Genomic DNA, 22,457 nt, shown 5'->3' on the forward strand with positions numbered 1-22,457 from the left:
TCTAACCCCCAAATGAAGAACCAAAAACCTTGCGCCAATAGCGAACGGCTTCGCCTTTCGTAGGTGCGCGCAAAGCGGAATCCACGGCGTCAGCAGCGTCCGCCGCCGCATCCGCTATAGATTTTTTATTGTGGAACGTATAATTGCTCGCGACATTATTCCCCGGGTTAACTGGATCAAATACTCGTATCTGGTCGGAGCAACGAGAAACCGAACTTCGCGGATAATAATCCGGAAATACGATTATTTCATCCAATTTGCCCCGGACAATGAAATTGAAAAAATCCGCCAATGCTTCAACATAGTCGTCCAGACAAATTTTACCGTTGTCTGCCAAATGCGCCACGATTAACTCGACCAAAAACGACTTGAACCTAAAACTTTCGTCATTTTTCTTCGTTTCTTTAATCCAGTATTTCAGCAGGCGAATCACCTGCACATAATGCGCATCATGCTTTTTTTTACGTTTTCCAATGAACTCAAGATGCTTTTTGATATTGGTCTTAACCCATTCGCCTGAACGAGAAGAATACAAGTAGCCGTTCCATTCTCCATTGTCATCATACGCAATCGGCACCAAATCGACATCAAGCCCGGTGCCTCGATACGATATGCGGATTGAATGTTCCTGTTTTTGTATTTGCGAAGGCTCCATATTTGAATACAGAGTCTTAAGCATATTCACCAAGTCATCCAGGAATTTAGGCATATCATCCGGCGGGTTGGGTTGTAAAATGTACAATGCGACATCAATGTCGTTAAGATTTTTCAGTGCTGTACGCTTTGCCAAACTCCCGGACAGTAACATTCTGCGCAACTTAAAATTGGAATCCTCGTTCAGTTTTTTATCCAATCTGTCACGCAATCCATTGGCTTGGTCCCTGTATTTTTCGCGTAATCCCTTTTGAGGTTAACATATTGGTCGGCAAAATTGGCTATATCCCGATGGGTTATGTAATCGTTTTTCATGAGCACTTTATATATGATGATCCCGCAAATAATATTTGGGGACGATTCTAGCAAATTCAATGCTCAGTGCTCCCGAAACGAGCAAATGGACTCCAATCAAACATTCCATTGCTCGATCGCTACACACTATTTATGGGGATAATATGCCTAAATCGGCAGAAATTACAGGATAATGATAGGGTGAAAAACTCGGTATCGCCGTCCTCATTGAAAGAAACAAGCAGATAAATGAAAAAGGAATTTTGCCCCATATTTTTTGTATGGTATAATTCCCCTTCACTACTGCACCGTTAGGTGCGGGTGCATTTAGGTGCATATTTCAAATATTTTCAATATACTGAATATGTGTAAGCATGACTATCAAAAATAATGGCGGCACAATAAGGGATGTTAACGTTCTGAGCCTAGAAGAGAAACAGCGTGCCAAAGATTTTCTGCAAAGGTCGGTTTATTGCTGGTGTAAAAACAAACCAGACGAAGAATTTGCCGTCCGCACCCTTGTGGGTGCTGAAAATGCTGATTGGCGTGGCACACCATTACAGCCATTGTATGACAAACACAGAAAAACTAGTGCAACTGAAGATGATGCGTATGCCAAAGCGGCAAAAGATGCGGGTTGGCTTTTGAAGCGTGTAATTAAAGATGACAAGAGGAAATTCAACTTAATACAAAACAGAGTCAATCATTACATTTGGCTGAGGGAATAGAACTGTTCTACCCCTCCCTGCCGATTCGGTGTAAATCGAAAGCAGCCGAAGATGTAGAAATACAACCGCATCACTGCCCGGCACCGAATTGTATGCTTTGATTTTGCATGGTGTTAGTGCGAATTTTCCGTTGTCAACGGTGGTGTTTTCCGGGTTGTTCGCTCCAGAATGACAAGGAAACCCCATCAATTTGTGAAATCCGCGCCTTCATTCGCTCCATTTATAATAGCCAATGTTTTCTCAAGGTTAGCATCAATAGAAAACTCTGCTGATTTCAATTTGTTCTGTCGTTTGATATTTTGCAAGTGTTCAGCATTATTCAGCAAATTATCGATCTTTTCCACGATTGAAAAATCTTTAGGATTCTCCATTATAAACGGTTGCTTGAGTATCTCACTGGCGCCATTTTGTCTTGTCGTAAAAACTGCATTTTCGAAACTCATCGCCTCTAAAACGACATTGGAAAACGGGTCATAATGCGTGGGCAATAAAAAAATATCGCTGATAGCGTAGAAATCATCCACATCATCTCGTATGCCGGTAAAAACAACCTGATCGTCAATTTTTAATTTTTTTGCCAACTGATAATAAAATTGACTGTTTCTTTCCCTACCGACGACAAAGGCTTTGAGGTCTCGGTTTTTTAGTAGAGCAACAATATGCAAAAACTCTTCAACGCCTTTTCGCTTAAAACCGCTGCCAACATAAAGCAGTATTTTTTTATTCTGAGGGATTGAAAATTCTCGGGACAATCTGTCAAAAGAACCCTGGTAATCCATCTTTTTGAAATTCATACCACTATAAACAACGCTTATTTTCTTTGGATTAATGTCGTAAGTGGCAATAATTTCATCTTTTATCATTTGCGAATTAGCTATGATGTGTTTAGCATTCCTGAAACAGCGTTTTTCTATAAATAAATACACGGCATGCAATAAATTGAAAATACTTTTATTCTCAATACGCATATAGACTTTATGAACACCATCACCGGCACGATAAATATCCGGGCAAGTAATTCTTTCCAGTGAAAAATAAAACTTTCCGCCCTTGGTTAAGCAGGTTTGCAGATTAAATAATAAAACCCGTATCCATGAAGGCAGAAATTCAGGGAAAATCGAATGCGTAATTGAATGACTGATGCGCTGCTTAGTCAGCGCTTCCGATAATCTCGATAAATAAACTTCAGCCCCGCCTCCGCCATACTTGATTTTATTAGCGCGAACAAAAGTTATTTTTTTAATCATCTTTGCATAATCATCCCGATGCTTTTCAACACGCCCTCGCGGATTGCCACGCTCGGCACCACGATGTCGAATTTGAGTTTCATCGGTTTTGCGACTGCCATGAATTTTCTCCCATTGAGAAATTTCCCATCAAAAACAGGAAACGATGATGGATGAATCTGAAACTAGAGCGAATCAAGGGACGGTATCACTTGATTTCCCTTGCTGCTTAAATTTAGCAAATTTTCAGGATGGTCTATTATCTCAGCGAGAATAAGCCTAAATCTTTATACGACTCCTTGATTTCTATTTGTTGGATAGTATGATTTTTTAAAAACTGTTAGGTCGCTTTGTTGCCAAGGCAAGGTTTTCCAACTTAATTTGCATGGTTTTCTCAAAATGTATGTAGTCTTTAGGGAACGTGGATTCAACTCGTAAGTGCAACAGTTAACGAAGTCTTGGTATTAAAAAAGCCCTCATTATGGGTAGCAACTATTGCTTGCGTCAATTTGCTCATATAATGAAACGTTTGGCGGTCCAAGTCACCCAACAATAGCTCGCCGGTTACCATCGGGTGTATTAGTGCTTTTTGGTGGTCCAGCAGGCTTAACAAATTTTCATCAGGTTTGCGAAAGTGGTTGACCCAAATGGAGGTGTCAATCAAAATCATTTGTAACCGACCCGGTCCTCTTAAGAACCAACTTTCTTTTGCTCCGTGCCAAATCTAATTTGTTTCAACGCTTCCTCTTTAGAGTGCGTTGAGTTTTGACGACTTCTGACTCATTTTTCATGGCTTTGAATTCCTTTTTCAGATTTACCAAGAGGAACGGCTTTTCTGAGGATTCCTCATCTGCAACAATAGATTCAAAACGGCGACGTGGCGCCGCTTTGAACTTAGGAAACGCACCCCCTAAGCGCGTGCCAGTCGATGAGCGCTTTCTCGTTCAATCAGCGCTTTAAGCGCTTCACGCACCAATGCCGGCTTTTGCTCAATCCCGGTCAGCTCTTGGGCGGTTGCCAGTTGCTCGTCGTTTATGTTTATTGTGGTTCGCATTCGCATTTTTCCTCTCTATGGACATCTTTATTATGCATCATTTGATGCCATTATTGGTGATTATTTAATCAATTTTTATCAAATTTCACTCAATAAACTTCAGCCCCGCCGCCGCCATATTTGATTTTATTAGCGCGAATGAAGGTTATTTTTTTAATCATTCTTGCATAATGCCAGATATTGCTTGGCAATTTTTCCAGCATCAAATTTTGATATGTAATCATCAGTAATTTTAACCGGAGCTTTTAGCATTTTGCGAATGTTAATCGACAATGCTTCCACATCACCAACAGGTGATAAAAATTCGCTTAACTCATTAACTAAAATCTCGCTTGGTCCAGATGGGCAATCCGTGCTGACAACTGGCACACCTAAAATCAAGGCTTCAATTAAAACCATTCCAAGACCTTCATGATCTGAACTGAGCATCAAGGCTTTGGCATTTTTTATATAAGGATATGGATTTGGCTTAAAACCCATAAAAATAACCTTATCTTCTATTCCTAAACCGTAAACTAATTTGCGTATTTTTTGACCCTGAGGTGTTGTGTGATCGCCAAGTAATACTAATTTTTGTTTAATGCAAGAAACCTTATAGGCATTTATCAAAATATCGTGTCGTTTTTGAGTATTAAAACGACCCACATGAATAATGTAATCTGTCTCATCAACCGAATACTCATCAGATTTACATTTAATATCGGCAAAATCGAGAGGGTTGGCAATTTTGACAATTTTACCTGTTATGCCTATATTTTTTAAATCATCAATCATGCCGTTAGAGATTGCTATCAGCGGCCTGTTGTTATAAATGCGCCTATACCTATTTAAACGCCTTTTCGCTTTTTTTGGGTTCTTGACGGCTAGTTTATCAATTTCTATTCCTAGTGTATTATCTATTCGACACCAATGATTTGGAAGGTTTGCCAAATAACTAATCTCATTAGCAAATGGTAAAGCGCTAATAATTAAGTCAGGTTTCTCTTGAGACTTTATATGCTTTTTTAGTCGATTTGCCACATATCTTTTACCTATCCAACTTCTGGATGGTTTTTGCATCAAAACAGTGATCTTAATCCCGTTTGGCACTTCATGTTGAATCAAGTTTTGTAATAAGACGATTTCAACATCATGTTCTTGTTTCATGAGTTCTACTGCCAAAGTCAAAATTACTTTTTCAGCGCCTCCGCCTGTTAAATTGGTAATAATAAGTTTAAATTTCATGGGTAGAGATTGGTTAGTTGGAATACTTTGGTGGGTGGTATTTTCGGTGTTCTTTTGCAGATTTCTCATTGAATATGGGCAAATCTTCATTTCGCACTAACATTGCCCGCCAATACAATGTGCCGATGGTTTATTTCAACGGGAAAGGTTATTTTCGTTTCTTGGGCGGGTGTGTCCAATGATAAAATCGGCGAGCATATCGTTCACGGTTTGCCTTGATGAGATATTTCAACACGCCCATTTCAGATTTTAGTTGATGCTTGTTTTTTGCAATCGGGCGCGAGCCAATGGTGGTTTCATCGATAGCACCTTGCGCGGGGGGTGGTTGCACAAAATAAAAATACAGATTGCATTGCCAATACAACAACCACTGCATGTCAATTGAGTCGCGGATTTTATAGCAATGCTGTTGTAGTTTTTTTGCTCCGTCCAAATCAATCAGATAAGCGGCGGTGATTCCCATTGGGTGTTTGAAACGGACAAATTTTCGATTATTGCCCACCTTCGACAAAGTGGAGTAGATTCTGCCTATTTTGGGGCAGGCACAATGCACTACATTCCAATAATACTTGGATTGCACCAACTGCTCCACCACCTCAAAAAAATCATCCTCCCATACGGCATCATCTTCCAACACCAAAGCAAACGGGGTTTGCTCGGCGACCATCCTTTCCCATAAATTGTAATGGCTGAGATAACAACCGGTTTCCCCAACAGTCATTTTCTTTTCTTTTTTGAACCAGTAAATATCCTGCACCAACCGATCTTTGAGTGTGAGTAAATCCAATGTCTCCCCATCCACCGCTTCGATGATTTGGTATGCCACGCCAGCGGAATCCAATCGGCTACTTATATCGGCGCGATGCTCTTTTGCCCGCGCAAGAGATATTACATAAATAGGAGGCAACATGGTCAATCCTAAAATAGTGAAATGATATTGATTATGATGGGAATCAAGATTGCCGCCAACACAAAATGGTTAAGTCATCGCCAATCCAAGTGATTGAATAATTGGCAAGATCATGTTCTTTTCTTGGGTGGGTCAAGTGGGCGGCAATAACGAACTTGCCAATACCATTTACGCAAGCAGTATAGAGCAGTTCTTTTGATTTTTCTAATACGATCTCTAATCCTTATCCGTGAGTTCACTGAAATCCATTTGGTGGTTATATCATCACCAGCTGACTTGTGAATAAAAACCGCTCTGCGCCAACTATTTCCCGTGTCAATGATTAAACTGGTTTTAGAAACACGCCATAGAAACTTTGGGTTTGGGTAAAGTTCGGTGGCGTTATCACCGCCAAATTGAAACTCGGGGTCTCTGGCAGTGTCCAGTTTATTTGCAAGCTCCTTGCTGTATCGGGTTCTAAACAGACTTGGATTCAAAGAAATACTTGGGAAATAGATATACTTTTTGTTATAAAACTCAACCTTGTTCACATGTAGAAAATTACCTTCCTGGGGGTATTTGTTGAAAATTACATTCACCACATTTTCATCTTGAAAAAGATCGATATTTTCCTGTGCGGATACTTTTCTTTTCAAAATCCAATCATCTTCCAAATGGAAAAACAACTCGGTTTCCACTTGCTGCCAAGCCCACTTGACTGCATCGGAAAACGATGCGGTTTTCGGGGTTCGGTGGGTCACCTTGTCAAAATACTCTCGGCATATTTCCACTATATCCATTTGACTGTTCTTTTCGGTTTCGCCCACAGGGTCAACAGTGATAATAATCCGCACATCAAACTGATGCAAGAAGTTCTTGGTGAATGAGGAAAGCGTCATCCGTAGCGTATCTGCGCGGATGGTTGCAATAAGCACAACATCTAATTTTGGTAATTTATTTTTCATTTCGCTATGTAACGTTTTTCTTGTTTTTAGATGGCCTTAGCTTTCAGTATTCTCAAGTAAATCTCGATATGACTCCTGCCAACGCTGCCCAGGAAAGTGATAGCGGTCCTTAATAGGTGATAGTGATTTTTCTAGTTCCCACGCTAGGGCGGGAACAAAAACTGGATTCCCGATTAACAGACTTCGGCAATAACGATGCTAGAAGGCTCGTTGCGAGCCGGATGGATGAGTAGGTCTATTCTTGCAACAAAATCCAGCGGCGCTATCCAGCCTAAAATTTCAACACCTCCCGACCACCGCTTGAACAAATGTTTAATTTCGCTTTCGGCACAGCCGACAATGACAAACTGGATTTCAGGATTAATTTTTCGTAGTTCGGCAACAATTTCACAAGCAAATTCCAGCATATTTAAGACAATGTTGAGATTGTTTTGGCAAAACGGCACCGACTCGCTAATACTTCTATCAACATGCGAATCGGATGCCATGTTGATGATGTAATTAACATTGCCTATTCTATGTCATTTCGTCCAATCCGTGTATGGGTTGTCCGGGTTCACCACATATGAGACAAAATCAGGCAATCTGCGGTAACATCATGGCTTTCTCGAACCAACGAAGCAGGAGGAGCGCCGATGAGATACACACAGCTTACCCAAGAGGAACGATACCGGATTTATGCCTTCAAGCAAACCGGTTATAGCCAAGCCGAGGTTGCGGCGATAGTGGGCCGCGATAAAGGGACGATCAGCCGCGGACTCCGGCGCAATCAGGGCTTGAAGGGCTACCGGCCCCGGCAGTCTCACCAGCTGGCGCTGTCGCGGCGTTGCGACAAGGCGCAGCCGAGTATCAGCAGCATGGTCTGGCGGCAAGTCGAAGCGTTGCTGCGCAAAGATGTGGCGCCCGGAGCAGACCGTCGCTCGGCTTGAGATGGAGCAAGGCGTTGGCGTCAGCCATGAGTGGATTTATCAACAGGTCTATGCGGACAAGCGTTCAGGCGGCGGTCTGCACCGATATTTGCGTTGCCGCAAGGCGCGGCACTGGCTCGGCTGACCGACGCGGCATCATTCCCGACCGAACATCGATCGATGAGTGCCCGGCCGTGGTCAATGCCCGGCGCCGCATCGGCGATTGGGAGGGCGACACAATGATCGGCAAAGGCCATCTCGGCGCCTTGGCGACGCTGGTCGAGCGCAAGTCCCGCCACACCATTATCCGCGCAGTCCTGCGCAAGACCGCCGAGGCCGTGCGCAACGCAGTCACGGTGGGGCTGGCGCCGCATATCAACCAGGTTCATGCCATCACATATGACAACGGGCGCGAATTCAGTTGCCATGCCAGCATGGCCAGAGACCTTGAGGCGCGGATATGCTTCGCTCATCCTTATGCCTCGTGGCAGCGCGGACTGAACGAGAACACCAATGGCCTGATTCGCCAATACTTCCCGAAACAGCGGGAGCTGACGGCCGTGCGCAACGTCGAAATCAAGCATGCCATGGATAAATTTAGCCACCGCCCAAGAAAGACCTTGGGCTTTCGCACTCTCCATGAGGTCTTTTTTAATACCAAGACTTTGTTAACTGTTGCACTTACGAGTTGAATCCACGGTATCTTTCAATATTGCTATTACTCATCTTGCCTGAATAAATGACATAAACTTTACAGTTTGTAGACTAGGCAATGAGATTTTTCCCCGTATAGCCTCATCGTAGTCGTCTTGAGTCAGACCTATATTGTTCAAATTCCAAGTAACCACGAAATTCTCGAACTTACGGCATATTGAAGTAAACCTGTGTTCGTCCCCGGGCTTCGGTGTGGACATGAATTTTTGCCATGTCAAATCAAACCCATGACAGTCACGACTGTCAAGATCGCTCACCTCATCAATTAACCATCGGAGTATGTGTTGTGCATAATCTAACGGCGGACCCGATATTTTCTGCTTGGGTGTTAACGGGCATAATTTCAATCGGCGGATAAAGGCAAGACTAATTTCCGATTTATGCTCTGGATTTAATTTGGCTAATTTCATTAATTGTGCAACACCAAGGTCTATTTTTAATGGTTCCGTGCTTGTCAAGTTTTCCAGCCCATTAAATAATTTGGCTTGCTGGATTTGGGTTTCTGTTTTGGTGATTTGCTCGCGCGTATCCTGTGTGCGAAACAACCAAAGTGTGATAAACACCAATAAGCCAACCAACACGGTGATTAGATGGTTAGCGGTCTGCTGACCTAACGCATAGGAAAAGTAACAGAGTAAATGCTTGCGTGCAACCCATACAAGAAAAAATCCACCAACTCCAGCCAGCACAAGTAGCACCAAACGACACATTGGTTTTTTCATCCAGTACTGTTTTTCCTCGCTCATGGCACGTAATTATACATCTTTTGGCAGGAAAAACCAGCCCCGAAAGGCGGGTAGTGTCGGCAGTTGACGGAAGCCTACACTCGTTTTTATTTTTTGACCATCGTTTGGCATTCTACAATAGCCAAGCCAATTTCTACCAATTCAAACTCCAGTCCACCCAAGGGTTGCCAGCCGTGCTGTATCAATTGGTTGACTGCTTTGACAAACGCCGACGAGTCTTCAGCATCGTGGTCCATGTCGTGCTCATCATTTTGCGTAGTAAAAACAAGAGCCTCAATTTTGCCTTCTATGGTTGCGGCTTCGCAAAGAATGCCGTATTCTTTCCAATCACTTGCGTACGCCATCGGCGAGACGAGGAAAGCCATAAAAAGAGCGAATGTAAATAAAAGAAAGTGGATATTTTTCGTTTTAATCTCCAAAGTTACAGATTTAAGAAAACTTTGATTAAAATTGGGAAACGTGAAAAAATCAAGTTCACAAAACAACTGATTGCAGGTAACGAGAGCGATGCGTCAAACCACCCTGTGCGAAGGCGGTTTCGCAAAGCATGCGAAGCAAACCAAGAAAGAAAAGTTTCTGTTGTGGATGGAGCGGATTATTCCTTGGGATGGGTTGAGCAAGGCGATAGAGCCGCGCTATCCGAAGCTGGAAGGAAGCGGTCGTGGTCCGGTAGGCATGGAGCGCATGTTGCGCATTCACTTTATGCGGCATTGGCTTGACTTATCCGGTCCGGGGATGGAGGACGTGCTTTATGATCTGCCTGGTTTGCGGCAATTCGCACGGATTGACTTGGGTCGGGAAACGGCACCGGATGAAACCACGATATGCAAGTTTCGGCATATTCTGGAAGGGGAGGGGTTTGGCGAGCGGCTGTTTCATTAAAATAGGTTTTAGAAAACGCGTCATTATATTCGGAGTATTCAAAACATGACCGATCGACAACCTTACATAGTACCGGATGAAAAAAGCCGTGCGGCTTTCGATAAACAGCACATTCGCCTGAGTTACATTACACACTATTATCTGAATCAAAAGAAAACCAAAACGATTTCGGATTTATTGGAAATGTATGCGATGTATGATTCCGATTTGTTGGATGTGATTGAGTTTGTCATTGTCGATGATTGCTCGCCATTGCAATTCGATATTCCTGATTATGATTTGAATATTACGTGGCTGCGTATTACTGATGACATTATGTGGAACCAAGGCGGCGCACGTAATTTAGGCGTGACATATGCAAAATCGGATAAGATTTTAATAACTGATCTTGATTTTGAATTTCCTGAACATACGTTACGTGAAATGGTTTATCGACGAAATCCTGGTCGTCATTTCTACAAAATTTTTAAAAAAGATAAACAAACAGGTGTTATTCAAAAAGGCCATGCAAATACCTTTTTTATGTCTCGTGGTCGTTTTATGCGTATGTATGGCTATGACGAAGAATTTAGTGGTGGTTATGGCTCAGAAGACTTTCGTTTTGTGAAATTTAAAAAGTATCATGGTTGTTGGCAACATTATTTACCCAAACGTTTCTTTTGTCACCGTCGAATAATTGACCACAGTAATTCTTATCACTTCACTCACTAAAACGAGACTCTACCCGCAATACACCGATTGATATTCGTAAACGAAGCGAGTTGCTTTACTGGGGTGCGGAGGCAGGTCACAGTCGTTTATTTCTAAATTTTAAATGGGATGTTGTGACGCAGCGTTTTCGTGTCTCATCACTTCAACGGCCAGCAAACAAAGGTTGGAAACACCGTTGGTGGTTCCGTACCTTGTTTAGTGCTAGGTAATAATGGTTGGGAATTTCGTTTTGTTTATTGCGGTCAGCAACGCGCTCTAAACTGCCATCCTTATATAACGCCCTACTGGCGTGAGAGACAACATTAGTGGAGTGTTGGGGTTCATTCCTTACTACCCCAACAACCCAACCAGTAAATTTCGCCGTCCGCCAATAAAAACCAGGAGAATCCAATGAACTATCTGCGGGCAAGAACAAAGGGCTGTAGCTATTTTTCACAGTCAACTTGGCCGAACAGGTTTTGTTCAAGGGGCATGACTCAATCATGGAACGAAAGGACGACCTTACCGCCACCCCGAACCGGGCTTCGCGACGGTCGGCTTTTTTCGCCACTTTTCAGCTAGTGTTGTGAAATTTATGTAAACTTCGTCGTCGTTTAACAGCTTTCTCGTTGTTTTAATATGGTCTTCTAATACATCAGACAGGATTGCGTAATAATGATCATATGACCAGCGAATAATATTTTCGTCTATAGCCCGGTTAAGCACCGCTATGGAAATAAATTCCAAATTATTTAGTACGCATTTAATGTCTTCATATACTTTCTGTTAGTTGTCGGTAATTTCATGCCTTGGGTCGAAACAATTTTGTGCAACTTCTACCCATTTAAAATCTTTATCATTTCTAATAATTTTAAAAACACTCGCTAAGCTATTCACCCATTTTTCCTGAAACCTATTTTTCGACAATATGTTTACTGCTAATTGCTTGCGTTGCAGCACCCGTTGTTTCCATGAAGTAAAGAACCACCCCAAAATAGCAATGGCGGCCGCTAGGACCGCCAATATTATTTCCAGGTTTTCTAAATTAAACAAAAAAACTGCCTCGGCAACTTCAGAGGCCAAATTAAGGTACCTCGTGATATCGTGTCATTGTAATTCCTCCTGATGGATGTGATTAATAAGACTAGTGTATCAACTAGATGGGACTATTTCAACTGAATTCAACAACCCCAATCCCCGCATGGAAATCCGTAAAATCGTAAGTTGGGGTGAAGAGTGAACCCCAACCTAACTGACTATAAGGTAACATTATTCTTGTCTTTAGATAGCCTTGTCTTTCAGTATTTGCGTGTAAAGCTCGATATGGCTTTCTGCCAACGCTATCCAGGAAAGTGATAGCGGGGTGATTTTTGGCCTTTTGGCCGGCGGTCGGTTTAGATAATTGTAACAGGTAGCGACCCACTCGTTTCGCTCGTCTAAAGGGAGTACCTTGCCTTGCGCTTCGCTAATCATGGATGAAATACCGCAATGATTTGAAATTACCACAGGAATCCCGGCGGCATTGGCTTCGGCAATGACCATGCCAAAAGGTTCGTTGCGCGCCGGATGGATGAGCAAGTCTATTCTTGCAAAAAAATCCAGCGGCGCAATCCAACCTAAAATTTCAACCCCTCCCGATCCATGCTTGAACAAATGTTTGATTTCGCTTTCGGCACAGCCGGCAATGACAAACTGGATTTCAGGATCAATTTTTCGTAGTTCGGCAACAATTTCACAAGCAAAATCCAGCCCTTTCCTTTTCCATTCGCGTCCCATAAAACCGACGGTTTTGCCCGTTGAGTTGGATTGAATGTTGGACAATCCCGGGTCCACGCCGGGGTGCATGGGTTCGCTAACAAGGTGCGCTATCTGCGGATACGCTTGTTTTAGTTGATTGCTTATGGCGATGGAATTAGGAATAACACATCGCACATTTTTTGCGGCGAGTTCCCTTTTCTCAAGATATTCCCAAGCAGTAATTCTTGGGGAAATTTTGTCTGCCCATGACTTTCTGCGATCCAGAATTAACGGGCCATGGAAGGTAGTAACATCGTGCACCGCGGTGCGCTCGTGGCTATGGATCACCATTGCGTCTAAGTTCGATGATTCAACAATCCGGGCAACCGCATAGGCAACACGTCGTGAAAATCGTAACATCGATAACCATCTTGGGCGAGGCTTAATCGCCCCCATTTCAATAACGTTAATATCGCACTTGAGCGAAGACAAACATTGTTCGCAAACCACGTAAACGGTTTGCCCCAACTCATGCAGTGCGTGGGTTAATTCCCATACATAGTTCTCCATTCCGCCGACCAGACCATATCGACGCACAACATGCAGAGACGTTGTTGATTTCATCTCCAGTACCTCAATTCGTTTCCCGGGAATTTTTGCCGTTGATGGCTGAAACAACTAATCTTGTACCAAAAATAGATTGGTCGCTGGCGGCATCTTGCCAAAATTTCTTTTCTTCTATTGAGGTTGCTTTATTGAGTTTATGACGACAATACCCTTTTTGTGGCATACCGATAATGCGTTCAAATGGCATATATGACTTCACAAGTGTCACTCAACTATTTTTCTGTATATATCAAGCAACCGTAAAGCCATATCCGTAAGTGAGAAATTTTTTATCATCGTTTCCCGCGGCGTTTCTTGATTATTATTTTCGGCATTGGATTGCAGGTGGTGAGCAACACCGGCGACCAACTCATCAACACTACCCGCACCAACCAGTTGAAAATTATCATTGTGCAATAAATCTTTGGTGCTGCCGCTATCGGTTGCGACTACTTTTTTGTTCATGAACAAAGCCTGAATGACTGACTGTGGAACGCCTACACATGAATCGGAACTCAATACAAAAATATCCAACGCCATTAATACCGCTGGCACGTCATCAACATGTCCCGATAAATTTACATTGTCTGATAAATTGAGATTGGCGATTATGTTTTCAATATTATCTCTTTGCGGCCCTTCGCCGATTATAAAAAATTTCAGCTTTTGCTCAGGATATTTAGCAATTAACCGTTGTGCCATTTGTAGAAACAAGTCGTGGCGTTTAAATCTTCTTAATACTGCAACAATACCAATTGCCACTTCATCTTCGGCTAAACTCAACAATGCACGGCATTTAGTTTTATCGTAGTTGTCAGGGTTAAATAGTTCAACATCAATGCCGGTGGGTATTGATTGAATTTTTTCAGGTCTGATGCGATTATATTTAATCATATCATCTCTAACGCTGCTGCCCGTTGTAACAATATAGTCCGCCAATTCATTGATAAAATTTATACGCGTCGTCTTGATGCGGTTAGACAAGTGGCGCGTTCTAATAAATTTTACGCCTGCAAGTTTAGCCGCGAAACCGCCTACCCAAGTGTCCTTGCCGCTATGGGTATTGACGATGTCAATTTGGTTTTGTTTGACTATTCTTTTAAGAGAAAATAGCGTTTTCAGATCCGCATTACCCTTAAACGGTAAAACAAATACTGGAATATGGTGTTGTTCAACGTGTTGTTTAAGAATGGAATCGCTTCGGCAAGCTAAAAATACCTCCACGCCCAGAGCGCGCACAGATAGCATTTCATTCAAAATACGAATCTCCTGCCCGCCCCATCCACCAGACCATTCTGTATGTAATACTCGAATTGTCTTATTCATTTTATATACTTCCAGAAAGTATATTGCGCGTAGAGCTTGGCGATCACAAATCCCTGCCAACCATCGACAAAGCCGAGTTTTAGAACATAAAGTTTAAAGAATGTCCAGCCAGGATTAAGCAATGCCTTGAGCGTATTTTTTTTTCTTGGGTTAAGGGTGGAATAGTAATTTTGTTTGGTTATAAATTCATCAACAGATTTATACGCCAAATGAATCATAGGTTGTTTTAATTTGGAAACTTTGCCATCCACTTGCACGCTTTCATGCACTGCAACATCGTTAAACGCACCTTTAGTTTTATCAAAAAGCCGAACGCTGTAATCAGGATACAAGCCGCAGGTTTTTATGGTTTTACCAAAAAAGTTATTCAATCTTGCGACTTGATAACCATCCGCTTCTGGACTTTCTAAAATGCTTGTTATTTCTGCCTGTAATTTTGGCGTGATGCGTTCATCGGCATCTAAAACGAATACCCAATTATTATTAGCCAATTCAATCGCCAGGTTTTTTTGCCGGGCAAAACCCAACCAGTCCTGATGCAAAACTTTGGCGGTTAATGACTCGGCGATTTCACAGGTTTTATCTATAGAGCCACTGTCTAACACTAATATCTCATCCGCAAAAGTTGCAGACTTTATTGCTTCGACAATAAACTCTTGTTCATTTTTAGTGATAATAACAACCGATAATTTATGCATAACCACGGGTTCCATTTAGTGAAATTCTATGACTTTTAAATGTATGCGCCCATCATCTTTGCCGCTCGGGTTAATGGTGGATAGGAGGTGGCTTAAATATTGCATGCGTGTTACGAAAATTGATCGTATTAACACCATCGCTAAACGAGTTGCTGTCACCGTTATAAACGACGTAGCTTTGTGCCAGATGATGTTGTTGTTCTGAAAAACGAAGCAAGGTTTTTTTGAAACTATTATCGAATGTTGATGCAGATTTTATTTCCATACCGGTAATATTCCGACCAGATTTATACAACAGATCAATCCCGGATCCATGGTTGTCACGGTAAAAATACAGGTTTGGAATCAGGCCACAGTTGTACCGTGCCTTTAATGCTTCGAGTACGACCAGGTTTTCGAAAAGATATCCTACTAATGGATCGCGGGTAACTTGCGCCGCTTTTTCGATGTTCAACAGGTAGGCAAGGAGTCCGGTGTCAGTGAAGTAGTACTTCGGGGATTTTGTTACCCTTTTACCAAAATTTTCGAAGTAAGGGCGAAGCTTAAAGACAATAAATGAAGCCTCTAGTATAGAGAGCCATTCTTTAATCGTTTTTGCGGTAACGCCGACATCGCTTGCCAGGGATTGAAAGTTAATCAGTTGGCCAATTCGCCCTGCCAATAGCCTGATGAATTTATCAAACAAACTGGCATTCTTGAGGTTAATAATTTGGCGAATATCCCGCTCGACATAGGTTTGATAGTAATTTGAATATGCCATATGCGGTCGCTGGTTTTGAGCGTGGATACGGGGAAGAAACCCGGTGAAAATGTATTCTTCAAACGTGTTGAGTCGTAAGCCTGCGGATTCCAGTTCTTCAATAGAAAATGGCAGTAAGTTGAGAATACCGGTACGCCCGGCCAGGGACTGAGTGATGGCCGTGCGTAGTTCGAGTTGATGAGAGCCGATGAGAACAAATTGACCATTTTCTCCGTTTTCATCAACCATTCCCTGTAAGTAACTGAGTAAATGCGGCGCTCGCTGGATTTCATCTAAAATGACTTTGTATTGATAGCTGCCAAGGAATGCTTTCGGGTCTTCCGTTGCCAAGCTAAGCACGTCGGGCGTTTCCATGCTGACGTATTGATAGTGGTTCAGCGCTTCTCGAACCAAGGTTGTTTTGCCGGCTTGCCTTGGCCCAAGAACGGTTACAACCGGATATTCTTTGAGTTGCAACAATAACTCAGCGGTCAGTATGCGTGGAATCATTTGGTGAGTTTATTCTGTGTAAATCGGGAATTCAAGTCCTAAATTACACAGAAATAACAAAATCTACGCTACTTCAACCAAAAAGCGACCGGGTAAATTTTAAACTTTTTAACGAAGAGTGCGAAAGTTAAAGCGCGGGTTGGCTGATCGTGTGCCGGAAGTGGCGGAGCGGAGAGTTAGGGGCAAGTGTTGCGGTGCAGAAGGTTTGCGTTCCTTTTGCTAGAGTAAATTCTTCCCGGTGGGTCTATTATGGCTTTGTTTTTGAAATCGTTCATCAAGTTTTTATCTCTTGTGAACAACACTCTTACGCCGGTCGCTTTCGCGAGCGCGAGAACATGTGTGTCGTCAGACTGCAAGAGGTGTTTTTTTGCCTCGACTTCGTGAAGCGCATTGTTAAAGGCGGTCTCGGGAGGCAGTTTTGCCAATCCTCTTCGGCGGTATTTTTGCAATTGCAACCGCGCTTGTCCACGTATTTCATCTTTAAACTTACCCTCCGTGTAGTACACCAATTTCCCGCCTTTGCGAAGCCATTTATGTATCGGTTCACCGTCCTCCGCAAAGGCGCCGTCAGATGAGTTAAAAACCGCACCGAGGCAATTTGCGTCAATGATTATGCACACGACGTTGCCTTATTTGAAACCGAGAAATGCATCAGATTCGTCCAAGAAAAAATCGCGGTAGCCAGGCGGTGGATCCAGCAGATTTCCTGCTTTATCGAAGTCGATGTTGTGGACATTAACGCTGTTGTTTTTGCCAGGCGACATATAATTTAATGCCACATCTTCTGGTGCAATGTTGCCTTTGCGAATTTCAATGCGTATGCGGTCTATTATGTAGTCGCTGTGCGTTTCCACGATAAATTTTTGCTTGCGATGGGCGATGGCAGAGACGAACAACGATGCCAATTCCGCTTGTCCACGCGGGTGCAAGTGCACTTCGGGTTGCTGGATTAGCAATGTTTGCCGTGACCTACCAGAAAACATGCGGACTAAAATAGGCAACAATTGACTAACGCCATAGCCGACATCCAAAATATTGTTGGCTTTGGTGCCACGGATTTTTACCTGCAACTGAAAGGGTTCGTTCATAGCCTTTCCATAAGCATGCACATCTACGCCGTCAAACAAGCCGGAAGCTTTTCCGAATTCGGAAAGTTCTTTCAATATTCGCTTTCCCTCTGCCTGGTTGGTGCGTTTCAAGCGCATTAAGTACATCGGAACATCGCCCCCCTCTGGCGTTTGCGTTTCGCTGAGAGGGTCGTAGGTGCGGCGGGGCTTGGAGCGAATGGGGGACATACTAACGACATCGGACATGTTCTCGTGCATGGAGTCGCCAGCGGAAATCCCATTCTCCGTTTCATCAGGGAAATATGTTTTTAAAAATTTCTGCAGTTCCTTAAGTTCCTTGCTCTGCCTGTTGCCGTTTTTTATAAAGAAGTGCGCAATACGAGTGCGGCCGATAGCATCGAATATTACGTGGTTCAACATAAACAAAAAAAAATCACTGTCGTTGGTGGACAAAACAAAAACATTTTTGTCTTGTTTTTTTATTTTTATAGGGGGGTCGGGAAAATCCGCGGGATCCCCCTTTTGTTCGCGAGTTTTTGTGAGAATAATTTTGCCGCCTTCCGCCTCGGGAACCATAATGGTTACTGTGGAAATGGACGGCTCCGAACCCTTTTCTTCAAATTCAAGAATAATCTCAAAGGGCCGCATGATTTCTCCATTCATTTGCAATCCAAGCGAGAAATTTTCGCTGTTTTTGTTTGCGCCGCCGCCGACTTTTCGGGCAATATCCGAAAATGATCCCATTTGATAGGGGGCTGCATTAAAGTCTCTCGGTTTTAAGGGGTGAAGGTAATGCGATAGCAAACCCGCCACACATTGGAAGCAACCCAGAACGGTGCTTTTTCCAGTGCTGTTTTCGCCCACCAAAAAAGTCAGCGGGCGAATACGGATGCGTTGTTCACCGGCAAAGCAGCGAACATCTTTAATAATGAACTCGTTAATCATTTTTCCATGGTTTGAGGGAGTGTTAACTAATTATAGCAATAATTTTACCTCTATTTCAGCTTCCGCGGCCATACCGGCGGCGCCCCCATGCCGCCCCGGCACTCTCCGGCATGTATGCAATATGAGACCCGCGTATTTCTAACCGCCTAAAAACAGTTCACCCACTTTCGGATTAGCCAATAAATCGTCGCCTTTTCCTGCGATAGCAATGTTGCCGGACACCAAAACGTAGCCAATATCGGCAAACTCAAGGCCCTTTTTAGCATTTTGTTCCACCATAATGATGGTTTTGCCTTCATTGTGTTGCAGGTCATACAAAATTTCAAACACCATGTCGATGAACCGCGGTTCGAGTCCGATGGACGGTTCGTCAACCAGCAACACCTCGGGATTCATAACCAGGGCCCGGGAGATTTCAAGTAGTCGGCGTTCACCTCCGGACAGGACTTTTGCTTGGTGCTTTCGTCTTGCGGCCAATCTCGGGTATTTGTCGAAAACCATTTCTGTTGCTTGCTTCGCTTGCGCCGGTTGGTCTTTCAGGAAACCACCCATCCAAAGATTTTCCTCTACCGTCATACCGGGGAAAATAGACTTATCCTGAAGAATATAGGCGATGCCGGCTTTAGAGAGTTTTTCGTTGGGGCTAAGCGAGGTCACATCCAGGTTATTGCCCGGGTTGTTGTCTGAGTTGTCGCGCTCATCGCCAATCGCCCCGCCCCCAATCGTAATGCGGCCGGAAAAAATATCAGTAAACCCGAATATTGAATGCAGTATGGTGGATTTTCCGGCGCCGTTTGGCCCGATTAAGCACAGCGATTGTTTGCGCGCCACGCGTAGATTTATATCATGCAGAATTTCCATTTTTCCGTAACCGGCGCGCAGGTTGTCGATGGCAATAAAAGCCGACCCATTTGCCAACTGATCAAGCTGCTCAACGGTAATCGTTTCGGCAATGGCGGCCGCCCGGCGCTCGACTTCCTCAACAGAGATAACCGCGTCCACACCGCCGCAACCGTAACCGCGAACCCCTTTTTGATTATTCATCAGCGCGGCTCATCGGCTAATCCCATCAGCGCGGCTCATCAGTGTGTCCCAAGGTAGGCATCAACCACACGCTGATCGTTTTGAATCTCTTGCGGGGTGCCCTGCGCCAGCATTTCTCCATGCGCCAGACAGTAAATCTTGTCGGCCATGTTCATGATCACGCGCATATTATGCTCAATAATAAACAGCGTTATGCCAAACTCGCTATTGGCTCGTTTCAATCTATCAATCAATCCATTGATTAATGTTGGGTTGATCCCGGCAGTCGGCTCATCAAGCAGCAGCCCGGTGGGTTCATTCATTAACGCCATCGCAAACTCCAATAACTTTTGCTGCCCGAACGACAAAGAACCGGCACTTAGAAACCGCTTCTCGTACAAGCCGACGAATTCCAGCAGACGATCCGCTTTCGCATGATCAGACTCTCCAGGTTTGCTGAATGCGTCAAGGAATTTCATTTTCCGATGCGGCAATGAGATCAGCATATTTTTGGTGCAGTCCATCGCACCATAGATTCGGGTTTGCTGGAATGTTCGTATCAAACCCAGACGCGCGATACTTTGCACCGGCATTTTTGAAATTTCCCGACCCTCAAATTTTATTGAACCCGAATCGATGGGATGATAGCCGACAATCGAATTGAACAGTGTGGTTTTGCCTGAGCCGTTGGGGCCGATGAGTCCGGTAATACCGCCCGCTTGCACGGTCATGGAAACCCGTTTATTGGCGACCACGCCGCCGTAGGATTTTGAAACATCCTGAACTTCAATGATGGCGTTCACTGCGCCGCACCTGTCTCTGCCGCTTTTTTGTCATCCGCTCGAATCCCGAACCGTTCCGGCTTGCGATGCGTCAACCAACCCATCACCCCATCCTGAAAATAAACCACCGTGATTACGATCAAGGCGCCCAACGCAACCCACTGCCAGCCGAGGAAATAGTTCCAGGTCACTTCCTTAACGATGTGGAATAATACGGCGCCAATTATCGGTCCCCACAGGGTTCCCTTGCCGCCCAGCAACACGCATACCACCATAAAAATACCCAGGTTAATGGTTTGATAAGCGGTTTCCAGCGGCTCGAAATGGATCAACTGAAAACCAGAGATTCCACCGACCACGCCGACAAAGAAAGCGGCCATCGCCCAGGTTGTTAACTTGTACCTCAGAGTATGGATGCCCATGGCCTCGGCTTTTTCCTCATCATCCCTTATGGCATTAATGGCGGCGCCAAAGCGGGTTGAATACAGCCATTTCAAGAACATAAAAAGAACAACGCCGGTGCCGGCAAACAGGTAGTAGAAAAACAATTTGCCGACATCAAAATTACCGGGATAGACCGGCAGAGAGATGCCCTGCCCACCGCCAACCCAGGTCCAGTTCGACACCAGTTCGCCAGTTGCGATGGCCACACCCAAAGTGCCGATGGCAAAATATGGGCCGCGTAGCCCGAAGGTGACATAGCCGATAACGACCGCCGTGACAGAGCAGAACAGCCCGGCGCCGATAATTCCGACCAACGCGCCAACAAAATACTGACGCTCGGTAAATGTCATCAGTTCGAGTCGCCCGGCATCGGTATAGGCGCCAACGTCGTGTACCATGCCAATGGAAATCACCGCAGCGACGTACATGCCGGTGCCGTAGAAAAAAATATTGCCGAGCGAGTTATAGCCCATTTGACCGCCGGTCATATCCCAGGTCATGGCCACCACGATCATCAACCACAGCGTCGCCAGTTGGGTGCGAAAATCCGGGAACAGGAAGGGTGCCGCGGCCGTGAGCACCAGAATGGCAACATAGAAAATAATGTTTTTTGTGTTCATTGCCAATGCGCTTACTTCAGACTCTGCCGCATTCGTCGTTGTTGGAGCATGCGCACCATGAGCACCAGCAACAACAGCAATACGGCAACCGCTTGCTGGTAGCCAATGCCGAAAATATGCGCGCCGTATTGTTCGGCCGCACCGATGCCGAGACCGGCCGCGATCACCCCAGGCAAATTGCCGAGTCCGGCGGCGGTCACGATGACGAAGGCGCGGATTGAATACGAGATGCCATAAAATGGCTGAATCACCCATACCATGACGATGATCGCGCCGGCGGCGCCACAGATAGCGGAATTCAGGGAGAAGGTGAACGCATATACTTTCTCGGTGTCGATGCCAAGCACACGGGCGGCGCGGGCATCCTGAGCGGTGGCGCGTATTGCCTGCCCCATGCGGCTTGTCTTCATAAAAATGATGATCACGGCGGCCAGGGATATGGCCATCAATACGCCGATTAGTTTGGCGATCGGCACATCGACGAATCCATTGAAGAAATACAGGGTGTCGTATTGCAGTTGAACGCTCTGCGTGTCGGAGCCAAACATCAGGTTGAGCAGTTGGGCAATCATGATCGCCAGCCCAAATGTCGCCAACAAGGAAGTGAATAAATCCCGTTCAATAACGCGGGATATAACCAGCTTGTATATTACCCAGCCGATGCCCCACAGCACCACAAAGGCAATGGGCACGCCCAGTAGCGGCGGCAGCCCTTTGCCGCTGAGCCACCAGGCGACATAACCCCCGGTGATCACAAAATCGCCCTGCGCCAGGTTTTTGACATTCATCACCCCCCACACCAGCGCCAGACCATAGGCGGCCAGTGCAAACAGCGCACCAATCATCACCCCATCCAGAATGATCTTGACATTGACCACTGGAAACTCGAACAATAGCGATAAATTACCGAGGATTTGATCCATGCCATGCTCGCCGGTTAACGAATGTGTGCAAAAGCAGGGCAGCCTGATCAAGACGCCCCGCAG

At 44.6% G+C, this 22,457-nt stretch carries 23 protein-coding genes and 3 pseudogenes; 4 read left to right on the top strand and 22 right to left on the bottom strand.

What is annotated here, in order from left to right; genetic code table 11:
* Nucleotide 1 precedes the first annotated feature (1 nt).
* The gene (locus tag ACPXXB_RS02480; protein WP_423908915.1) at nucleotides 2-853 is read right to left on the bottom strand and encodes a CBASS oligonucleotide cyclase; all 852 of its coding nucleotides are present in this window, start codon (nucleotides 851-853) and stop codon (nucleotides 2-4) included.
* Nucleotides 854-1,322: 469 nt separating this feature from the next.
* Between ACPXXB_RS02480 and ACPXXB_RS02485 the strand changes: the two genes are divergently transcribed.
* The gene (locus tag ACPXXB_RS02485; protein WP_423908918.1) at nucleotides 1,323-1,676 is read left to right on the top strand and encodes a hypothetical protein; all 354 of its coding nucleotides are present in this window, start codon (nucleotides 1,323-1,325) and stop codon (nucleotides 1,674-1,676) included.
* 185 nt (nucleotides 1,677-1,861) lie between these two features.
* Here the strand turns inward: ACPXXB_RS02485 and ACPXXB_RS02490 are convergent, their stop codons facing one another.
* From ACPXXB_RS02490 to ACPXXB_RS02515, 6 genes and pseudogenes are all read right to left on the bottom strand, one after another.
* The gene (locus ACPXXB_RS02490; RefSeq protein WP_423908921.1) at nucleotides 1,862-2,923 is read right to left on the bottom strand and encodes a glycosyltransferase family 4 protein; all 1,062 of its coding nucleotides are present in this window, start codon (nucleotides 2,921-2,923) and stop codon (nucleotides 1,862-1,864) included.
* 848 nt (nucleotides 2,924-3,771) lie between these two features.
* A pseudogene (locus ACPXXB_RS02495) lies at nucleotides 3,772-3,956 on the bottom strand (type II toxin-antitoxin system VapB family antitoxin); the annotation flags it as partial.
* Nucleotides 3,957-4,109: 153 nt separating this feature from the next.
* Complete coding sequence (locus ACPXXB_RS02500) at nucleotides 4,110-5,180, bottom strand: glycosyltransferase (RefSeq protein WP_423908924.1); 1,071 nt, start codon at nucleotides 5,178-5,180, stop codon at nucleotides 4,110-4,112.
* Between the two features lie 148 nt (nucleotides 5,181-5,328).
* Nucleotides 5,329-6,090: a glycosyltransferase family 25 protein gene (locus tag ACPXXB_RS02505; protein WP_423908926.1), complete on the bottom strand. Its 762-nt coding sequence runs from the start codon at nucleotides 6,088-6,090 to the stop codon at nucleotides 5,329-5,331.
* A 110-nt stretch (nucleotides 6,091-6,200) separates the two neighbouring features.
* Entirely contained in the window at nucleotides 6,201-7,034 is an 834-nt protein-coding gene (locus ACPXXB_RS02510; RefSeq protein WP_423908929.1) for a hypothetical protein, read from the bottom strand.
* A 173-nt stretch (nucleotides 7,035-7,207) separates the two neighbouring features.
* A complete protein-coding gene (locus ACPXXB_RS02515) occupies nucleotides 7,208-7,522 on the bottom strand; it encodes a glycosyltransferase (protein ID WP_423908931.1) in 315 nt (104 codons plus the stop codon).
* 147 nt (nucleotides 7,523-7,669) lie between these two features.
* Here ACPXXB_RS02515 and ACPXXB_RS02520 point away from each other — a divergent pair.
* A pseudogene (locus ACPXXB_RS02520) lies at nucleotides 7,670-8,634 on the top strand (IS30 family transposase).
* A 30-nt stretch (nucleotides 8,635-8,664) separates the two neighbouring features.
* Here the strand turns inward: ACPXXB_RS02520 and ACPXXB_RS02525 are convergent.
* Together ACPXXB_RS02525 and ACPXXB_RS02530 are read right to left on the bottom strand one after the other, a co-directional pair.
* Nucleotides 8,665-9,402, bottom strand: coding sequence for a hypothetical protein (locus tag ACPXXB_RS02525; RefSeq protein WP_423908934.1), 738 nt, complete (start codon nucleotides 9,400-9,402; stop codon nucleotides 8,665-8,667).
* A gap of 86 nt (nucleotides 9,403-9,488) precedes the next feature.
* Nucleotides 9,489-9,821: a hypothetical protein gene (locus tag ACPXXB_RS02530; RefSeq protein WP_423908937.1), complete on the bottom strand. Its 333-nt coding sequence runs from the start codon at nucleotides 9,819-9,821 to the stop codon at nucleotides 9,489-9,491.
* 88 nt (nucleotides 9,822-9,909) lie between these two features.
* On the opposite strand from ACPXXB_RS02530, the gene ACPXXB_RS02535 reads away from it, so the two are divergent.
* The gene (locus ACPXXB_RS02535) at nucleotides 9,910-10,284 is read left to right on the top strand and encodes a transposase (protein WP_423908940.1); all 375 of its coding nucleotides are present in this window, start codon (nucleotides 9,910-9,912) and stop codon (nucleotides 10,282-10,284) included.
* Between the two features lie 45 nt (nucleotides 10,285-10,329).
* A pseudogene (locus ACPXXB_RS02540) lies at nucleotides 10,330-11,204 on the top strand (glycosyltransferase family A protein).
* A gap of 292 nt (nucleotides 11,205-11,496) precedes the next feature.
* Here ACPXXB_RS02540 and ACPXXB_RS02545 read toward each other — a convergent pair.
* The 13 genes from ACPXXB_RS02545 to ACPXXB_RS02605 all read right to left on the bottom strand — a co-directional run bounded on the left by ACPXXB_RS02545 (nucleotide 11,497) and on the right by ACPXXB_RS02605 (nucleotide 22,394).
* Nucleotides 11,497-11,742: a DUF4760 domain-containing protein gene (locus ACPXXB_RS02545; protein ID WP_423910895.1), complete on the bottom strand. Its 246-nt coding sequence runs from the start codon at nucleotides 11,740-11,742 to the stop codon at nucleotides 11,497-11,499.
* A gap of 18 nt (nucleotides 11,743-11,760) precedes the next feature.
* The gene (locus ACPXXB_RS02550; protein WP_423908943.1) at nucleotides 11,761-12,057 is read right to left on the bottom strand and encodes a hypothetical protein; all 297 of its coding nucleotides are present in this window, start codon (nucleotides 12,055-12,057) and stop codon (nucleotides 11,761-11,763) included.
* A 198-nt stretch (nucleotides 12,058-12,255) separates the two neighbouring features.
* A complete protein-coding gene (locus tag ACPXXB_RS02555) occupies nucleotides 12,256-13,335 on the bottom strand; it encodes a glycosyltransferase family 4 protein (RefSeq protein WP_423908946.1) in 1,080 nt (359 codons plus the stop codon).
* Nucleotides 13,336-13,345: 10 nt separating this feature from the next.
* Complete coding sequence (locus tag ACPXXB_RS02560; protein WP_423908948.1) at nucleotides 13,346-13,525, bottom strand: hypothetical protein; 180 nt, start codon at nucleotides 13,523-13,525, stop codon at nucleotides 13,346-13,348.
* A gap of 17 nt (nucleotides 13,526-13,542) precedes the next feature.
* Nucleotides 13,543-14,643, bottom strand: coding sequence for a glycosyltransferase (locus tag ACPXXB_RS02565; RefSeq protein WP_423908950.1), 1,101 nt, complete (start codon nucleotides 14,641-14,643; stop codon nucleotides 13,543-13,545).
* A complete protein-coding gene (locus ACPXXB_RS02570) occupies nucleotides 14,640-15,341 on the bottom strand; it encodes a glycosyltransferase family 2 protein (RefSeq protein WP_423908953.1) in 702 nt (233 codons plus the stop codon). Before ACPXXB_RS02570 ends, ACPXXB_RS02565 begins: the two co-directional genes overlap by 4 nt.
* A gap of 70 nt (nucleotides 15,342-15,411) precedes the next feature.
* Complete coding sequence (locus tag ACPXXB_RS02575) at nucleotides 15,412-16,590, bottom strand: ATP-binding protein (protein ID WP_423908956.1); 1,179 nt, start codon at nucleotides 16,588-16,590, stop codon at nucleotides 15,412-15,414.
* A 176-nt stretch (nucleotides 16,591-16,766) separates the two neighbouring features.
* Nucleotides 16,767-17,210 carry a hypothetical protein gene (locus ACPXXB_RS02580; protein WP_423908959.1) on the bottom strand — a complete coding sequence of 148 codons (444 nt, stop codon included), beginning with the start codon at nucleotides 17,208-17,210 and terminating at the stop codon, nucleotides 16,767-16,769.
* A gap of 9 nt (nucleotides 17,211-17,219) precedes the next feature.
* The gene (locus ACPXXB_RS02585; RefSeq protein WP_423908962.1) at nucleotides 17,220-18,602 is read right to left on the bottom strand and encodes an AAA family ATPase; all 1,383 of its coding nucleotides are present in this window, start codon (nucleotides 18,600-18,602) and stop codon (nucleotides 17,220-17,222) included.
* 138 nt (nucleotides 18,603-18,740) lie between these two features.
* The gene (locus tag ACPXXB_RS02590; RefSeq protein WP_423908965.1) at nucleotides 18,741-19,646 is read right to left on the bottom strand and encodes an ABC transporter ATP-binding protein; all 906 of its coding nucleotides are present in this window, start codon (nucleotides 19,644-19,646) and stop codon (nucleotides 18,741-18,743) included.
* Between the two features lie 38 nt (nucleotides 19,647-19,684).
* Nucleotides 19,685-20,428, bottom strand: coding sequence for an ABC transporter ATP-binding protein (locus ACPXXB_RS02595; protein ID WP_423908967.1), 744 nt, complete (start codon nucleotides 20,426-20,428; stop codon nucleotides 19,685-19,687).
* Nucleotides 20,425-21,471 carry a branched-chain amino acid ABC transporter permease gene (locus ACPXXB_RS02600; protein WP_423908970.1) on the bottom strand — a complete coding sequence of 349 codons (1,047 nt, stop codon included), beginning with the start codon at nucleotides 21,469-21,471 and terminating at the stop codon, nucleotides 20,425-20,427. Before ACPXXB_RS02600 ends, ACPXXB_RS02595 begins: the two co-directional genes overlap by 4 nt.
* 11 nt (nucleotides 21,472-21,482) lie before the next feature.
* A complete protein-coding gene (locus ACPXXB_RS02605; RefSeq protein ID WP_423908972.1) occupies nucleotides 21,483-22,394 on the bottom strand; it encodes a branched-chain amino acid ABC transporter permease in 912 nt (303 codons plus the stop codon).
* Between the last annotated feature and the right edge of the window lie 63 nt (nucleotides 22,395-22,457).

This window comes from Candidatus Spongiihabitans sp., assembly GCF_965237845.1.
Lineage (GTDB): Bacteria > Pseudomonadota > Gammaproteobacteria > Arenicellales > Poriferihabitantaceae > Spongiihabitans.

Excerpts from the sequence above, each read along its gene's own strand:
- ACPXXB_RS02565 (WP_423908950.1), bottom strand. The coding sequence starts at position 14,643 with ATGAATAAGACAATTCGAGTATTACATACAGAATGGTCTGGTGGATGG.
- ACPXXB_RS02525 (WP_423908934.1), bottom strand. The coding sequence starts at position 9,402 with ATGAGCGAGGAAAAACAGTACTGGATGAAAAAACCAATGTGTCGTTTG.
- ACPXXB_RS02490 (WP_423908921.1), bottom strand. The coding sequence starts at position 2,923 with ATGATTAAAAAAATAACTTTTGTTCGCGCTAATAAAATCAAGTATGGC.
- ACPXXB_RS02555 (WP_423908946.1), bottom strand. The coding sequence starts at position 13,335 with ATGAAATCAACAACGTCTCTGCATGTTGTGCGTCGATATGGTCTGGTC.
- ACPXXB_RS02605 (WP_423908972.1), bottom strand. The coding sequence starts at position 22,394 with ATGGATCAAATCCTCGGTAATTTATCGCTATTGTTCGAGTTTCCAGTG.
- ACPXXB_RS02585 (WP_423908962.1), bottom strand. The coding sequence starts at position 18,602 with ATGATTAACGAGTTCATTATTAAAGATGTTCGCTGCTTTGCCGGTGAA.
- ACPXXB_RS02535 (WP_423908940.1), top strand. The coding sequence starts at position 9,910 with ATGCGTCAAACCACCCTGTGCGAAGGCGGTTTCGCAAAGCATGCGAAG.
- ACPXXB_RS02515 (WP_423908931.1), bottom strand. The coding sequence starts at position 7,522 with ATGGCATCCGATTCGCATGTTGATAGAAGTATTAGCGAGTCGGTGCCG.
- ACPXXB_RS02570 (WP_423908953.1), bottom strand. The coding sequence starts at position 15,341 with ATGCATAAATTATCGGTTGTTATTATCACTAAAAATGAACAAGAGTTT.
- ACPXXB_RS02505 (WP_423908926.1), bottom strand. The coding sequence starts at position 6,090 with ATGTTGCCTCCTATTTATGTAATATCTCTTGCGCGGGCAAAAGAGCAT.
- ACPXXB_RS02510 (WP_423908929.1), bottom strand. The coding sequence starts at position 7,034 with ATGAAAAATAAATTACCAAAATTAGATGTTGTGCTTATTGCAACCATC.
- ACPXXB_RS02575 (WP_423908956.1), bottom strand. The coding sequence starts at position 16,590 with ATGATTCCACGCATACTGACCGCTGAGTTATTGTTGCAACTCAAAGAA.
- ACPXXB_RS02590 (WP_423908965.1), bottom strand. The coding sequence starts at position 19,646 with ATGAATAATCAAAAAGGGGTTCGCGGTTACGGTTGCGGCGGTGTGGAC.
- ACPXXB_RS02500 (WP_423908924.1), bottom strand. The coding sequence starts at position 5,180 with ATGAAATTTAAACTTATTATTACCAATTTAACAGGCGGAGGCGCTGAA.
- ACPXXB_RS02485 (WP_423908918.1), top strand. The coding sequence starts at position 1,323 with ATGACTATCAAAAATAATGGCGGCACAATAAGGGATGTTAACGTTCTG.
- ACPXXB_RS02560 (WP_423908948.1), bottom strand. The coding sequence starts at position 13,525 with ATGCCATTTGAACGCATTATCGGTATGCCACAAAAAGGGTATTGTCGT.
- ACPXXB_RS02600 (WP_423908970.1), bottom strand. The coding sequence starts at position 21,471 with ATGAACACAAAAAACATTATTTTCTATGTTGCCATTCTGGTGCTCACG.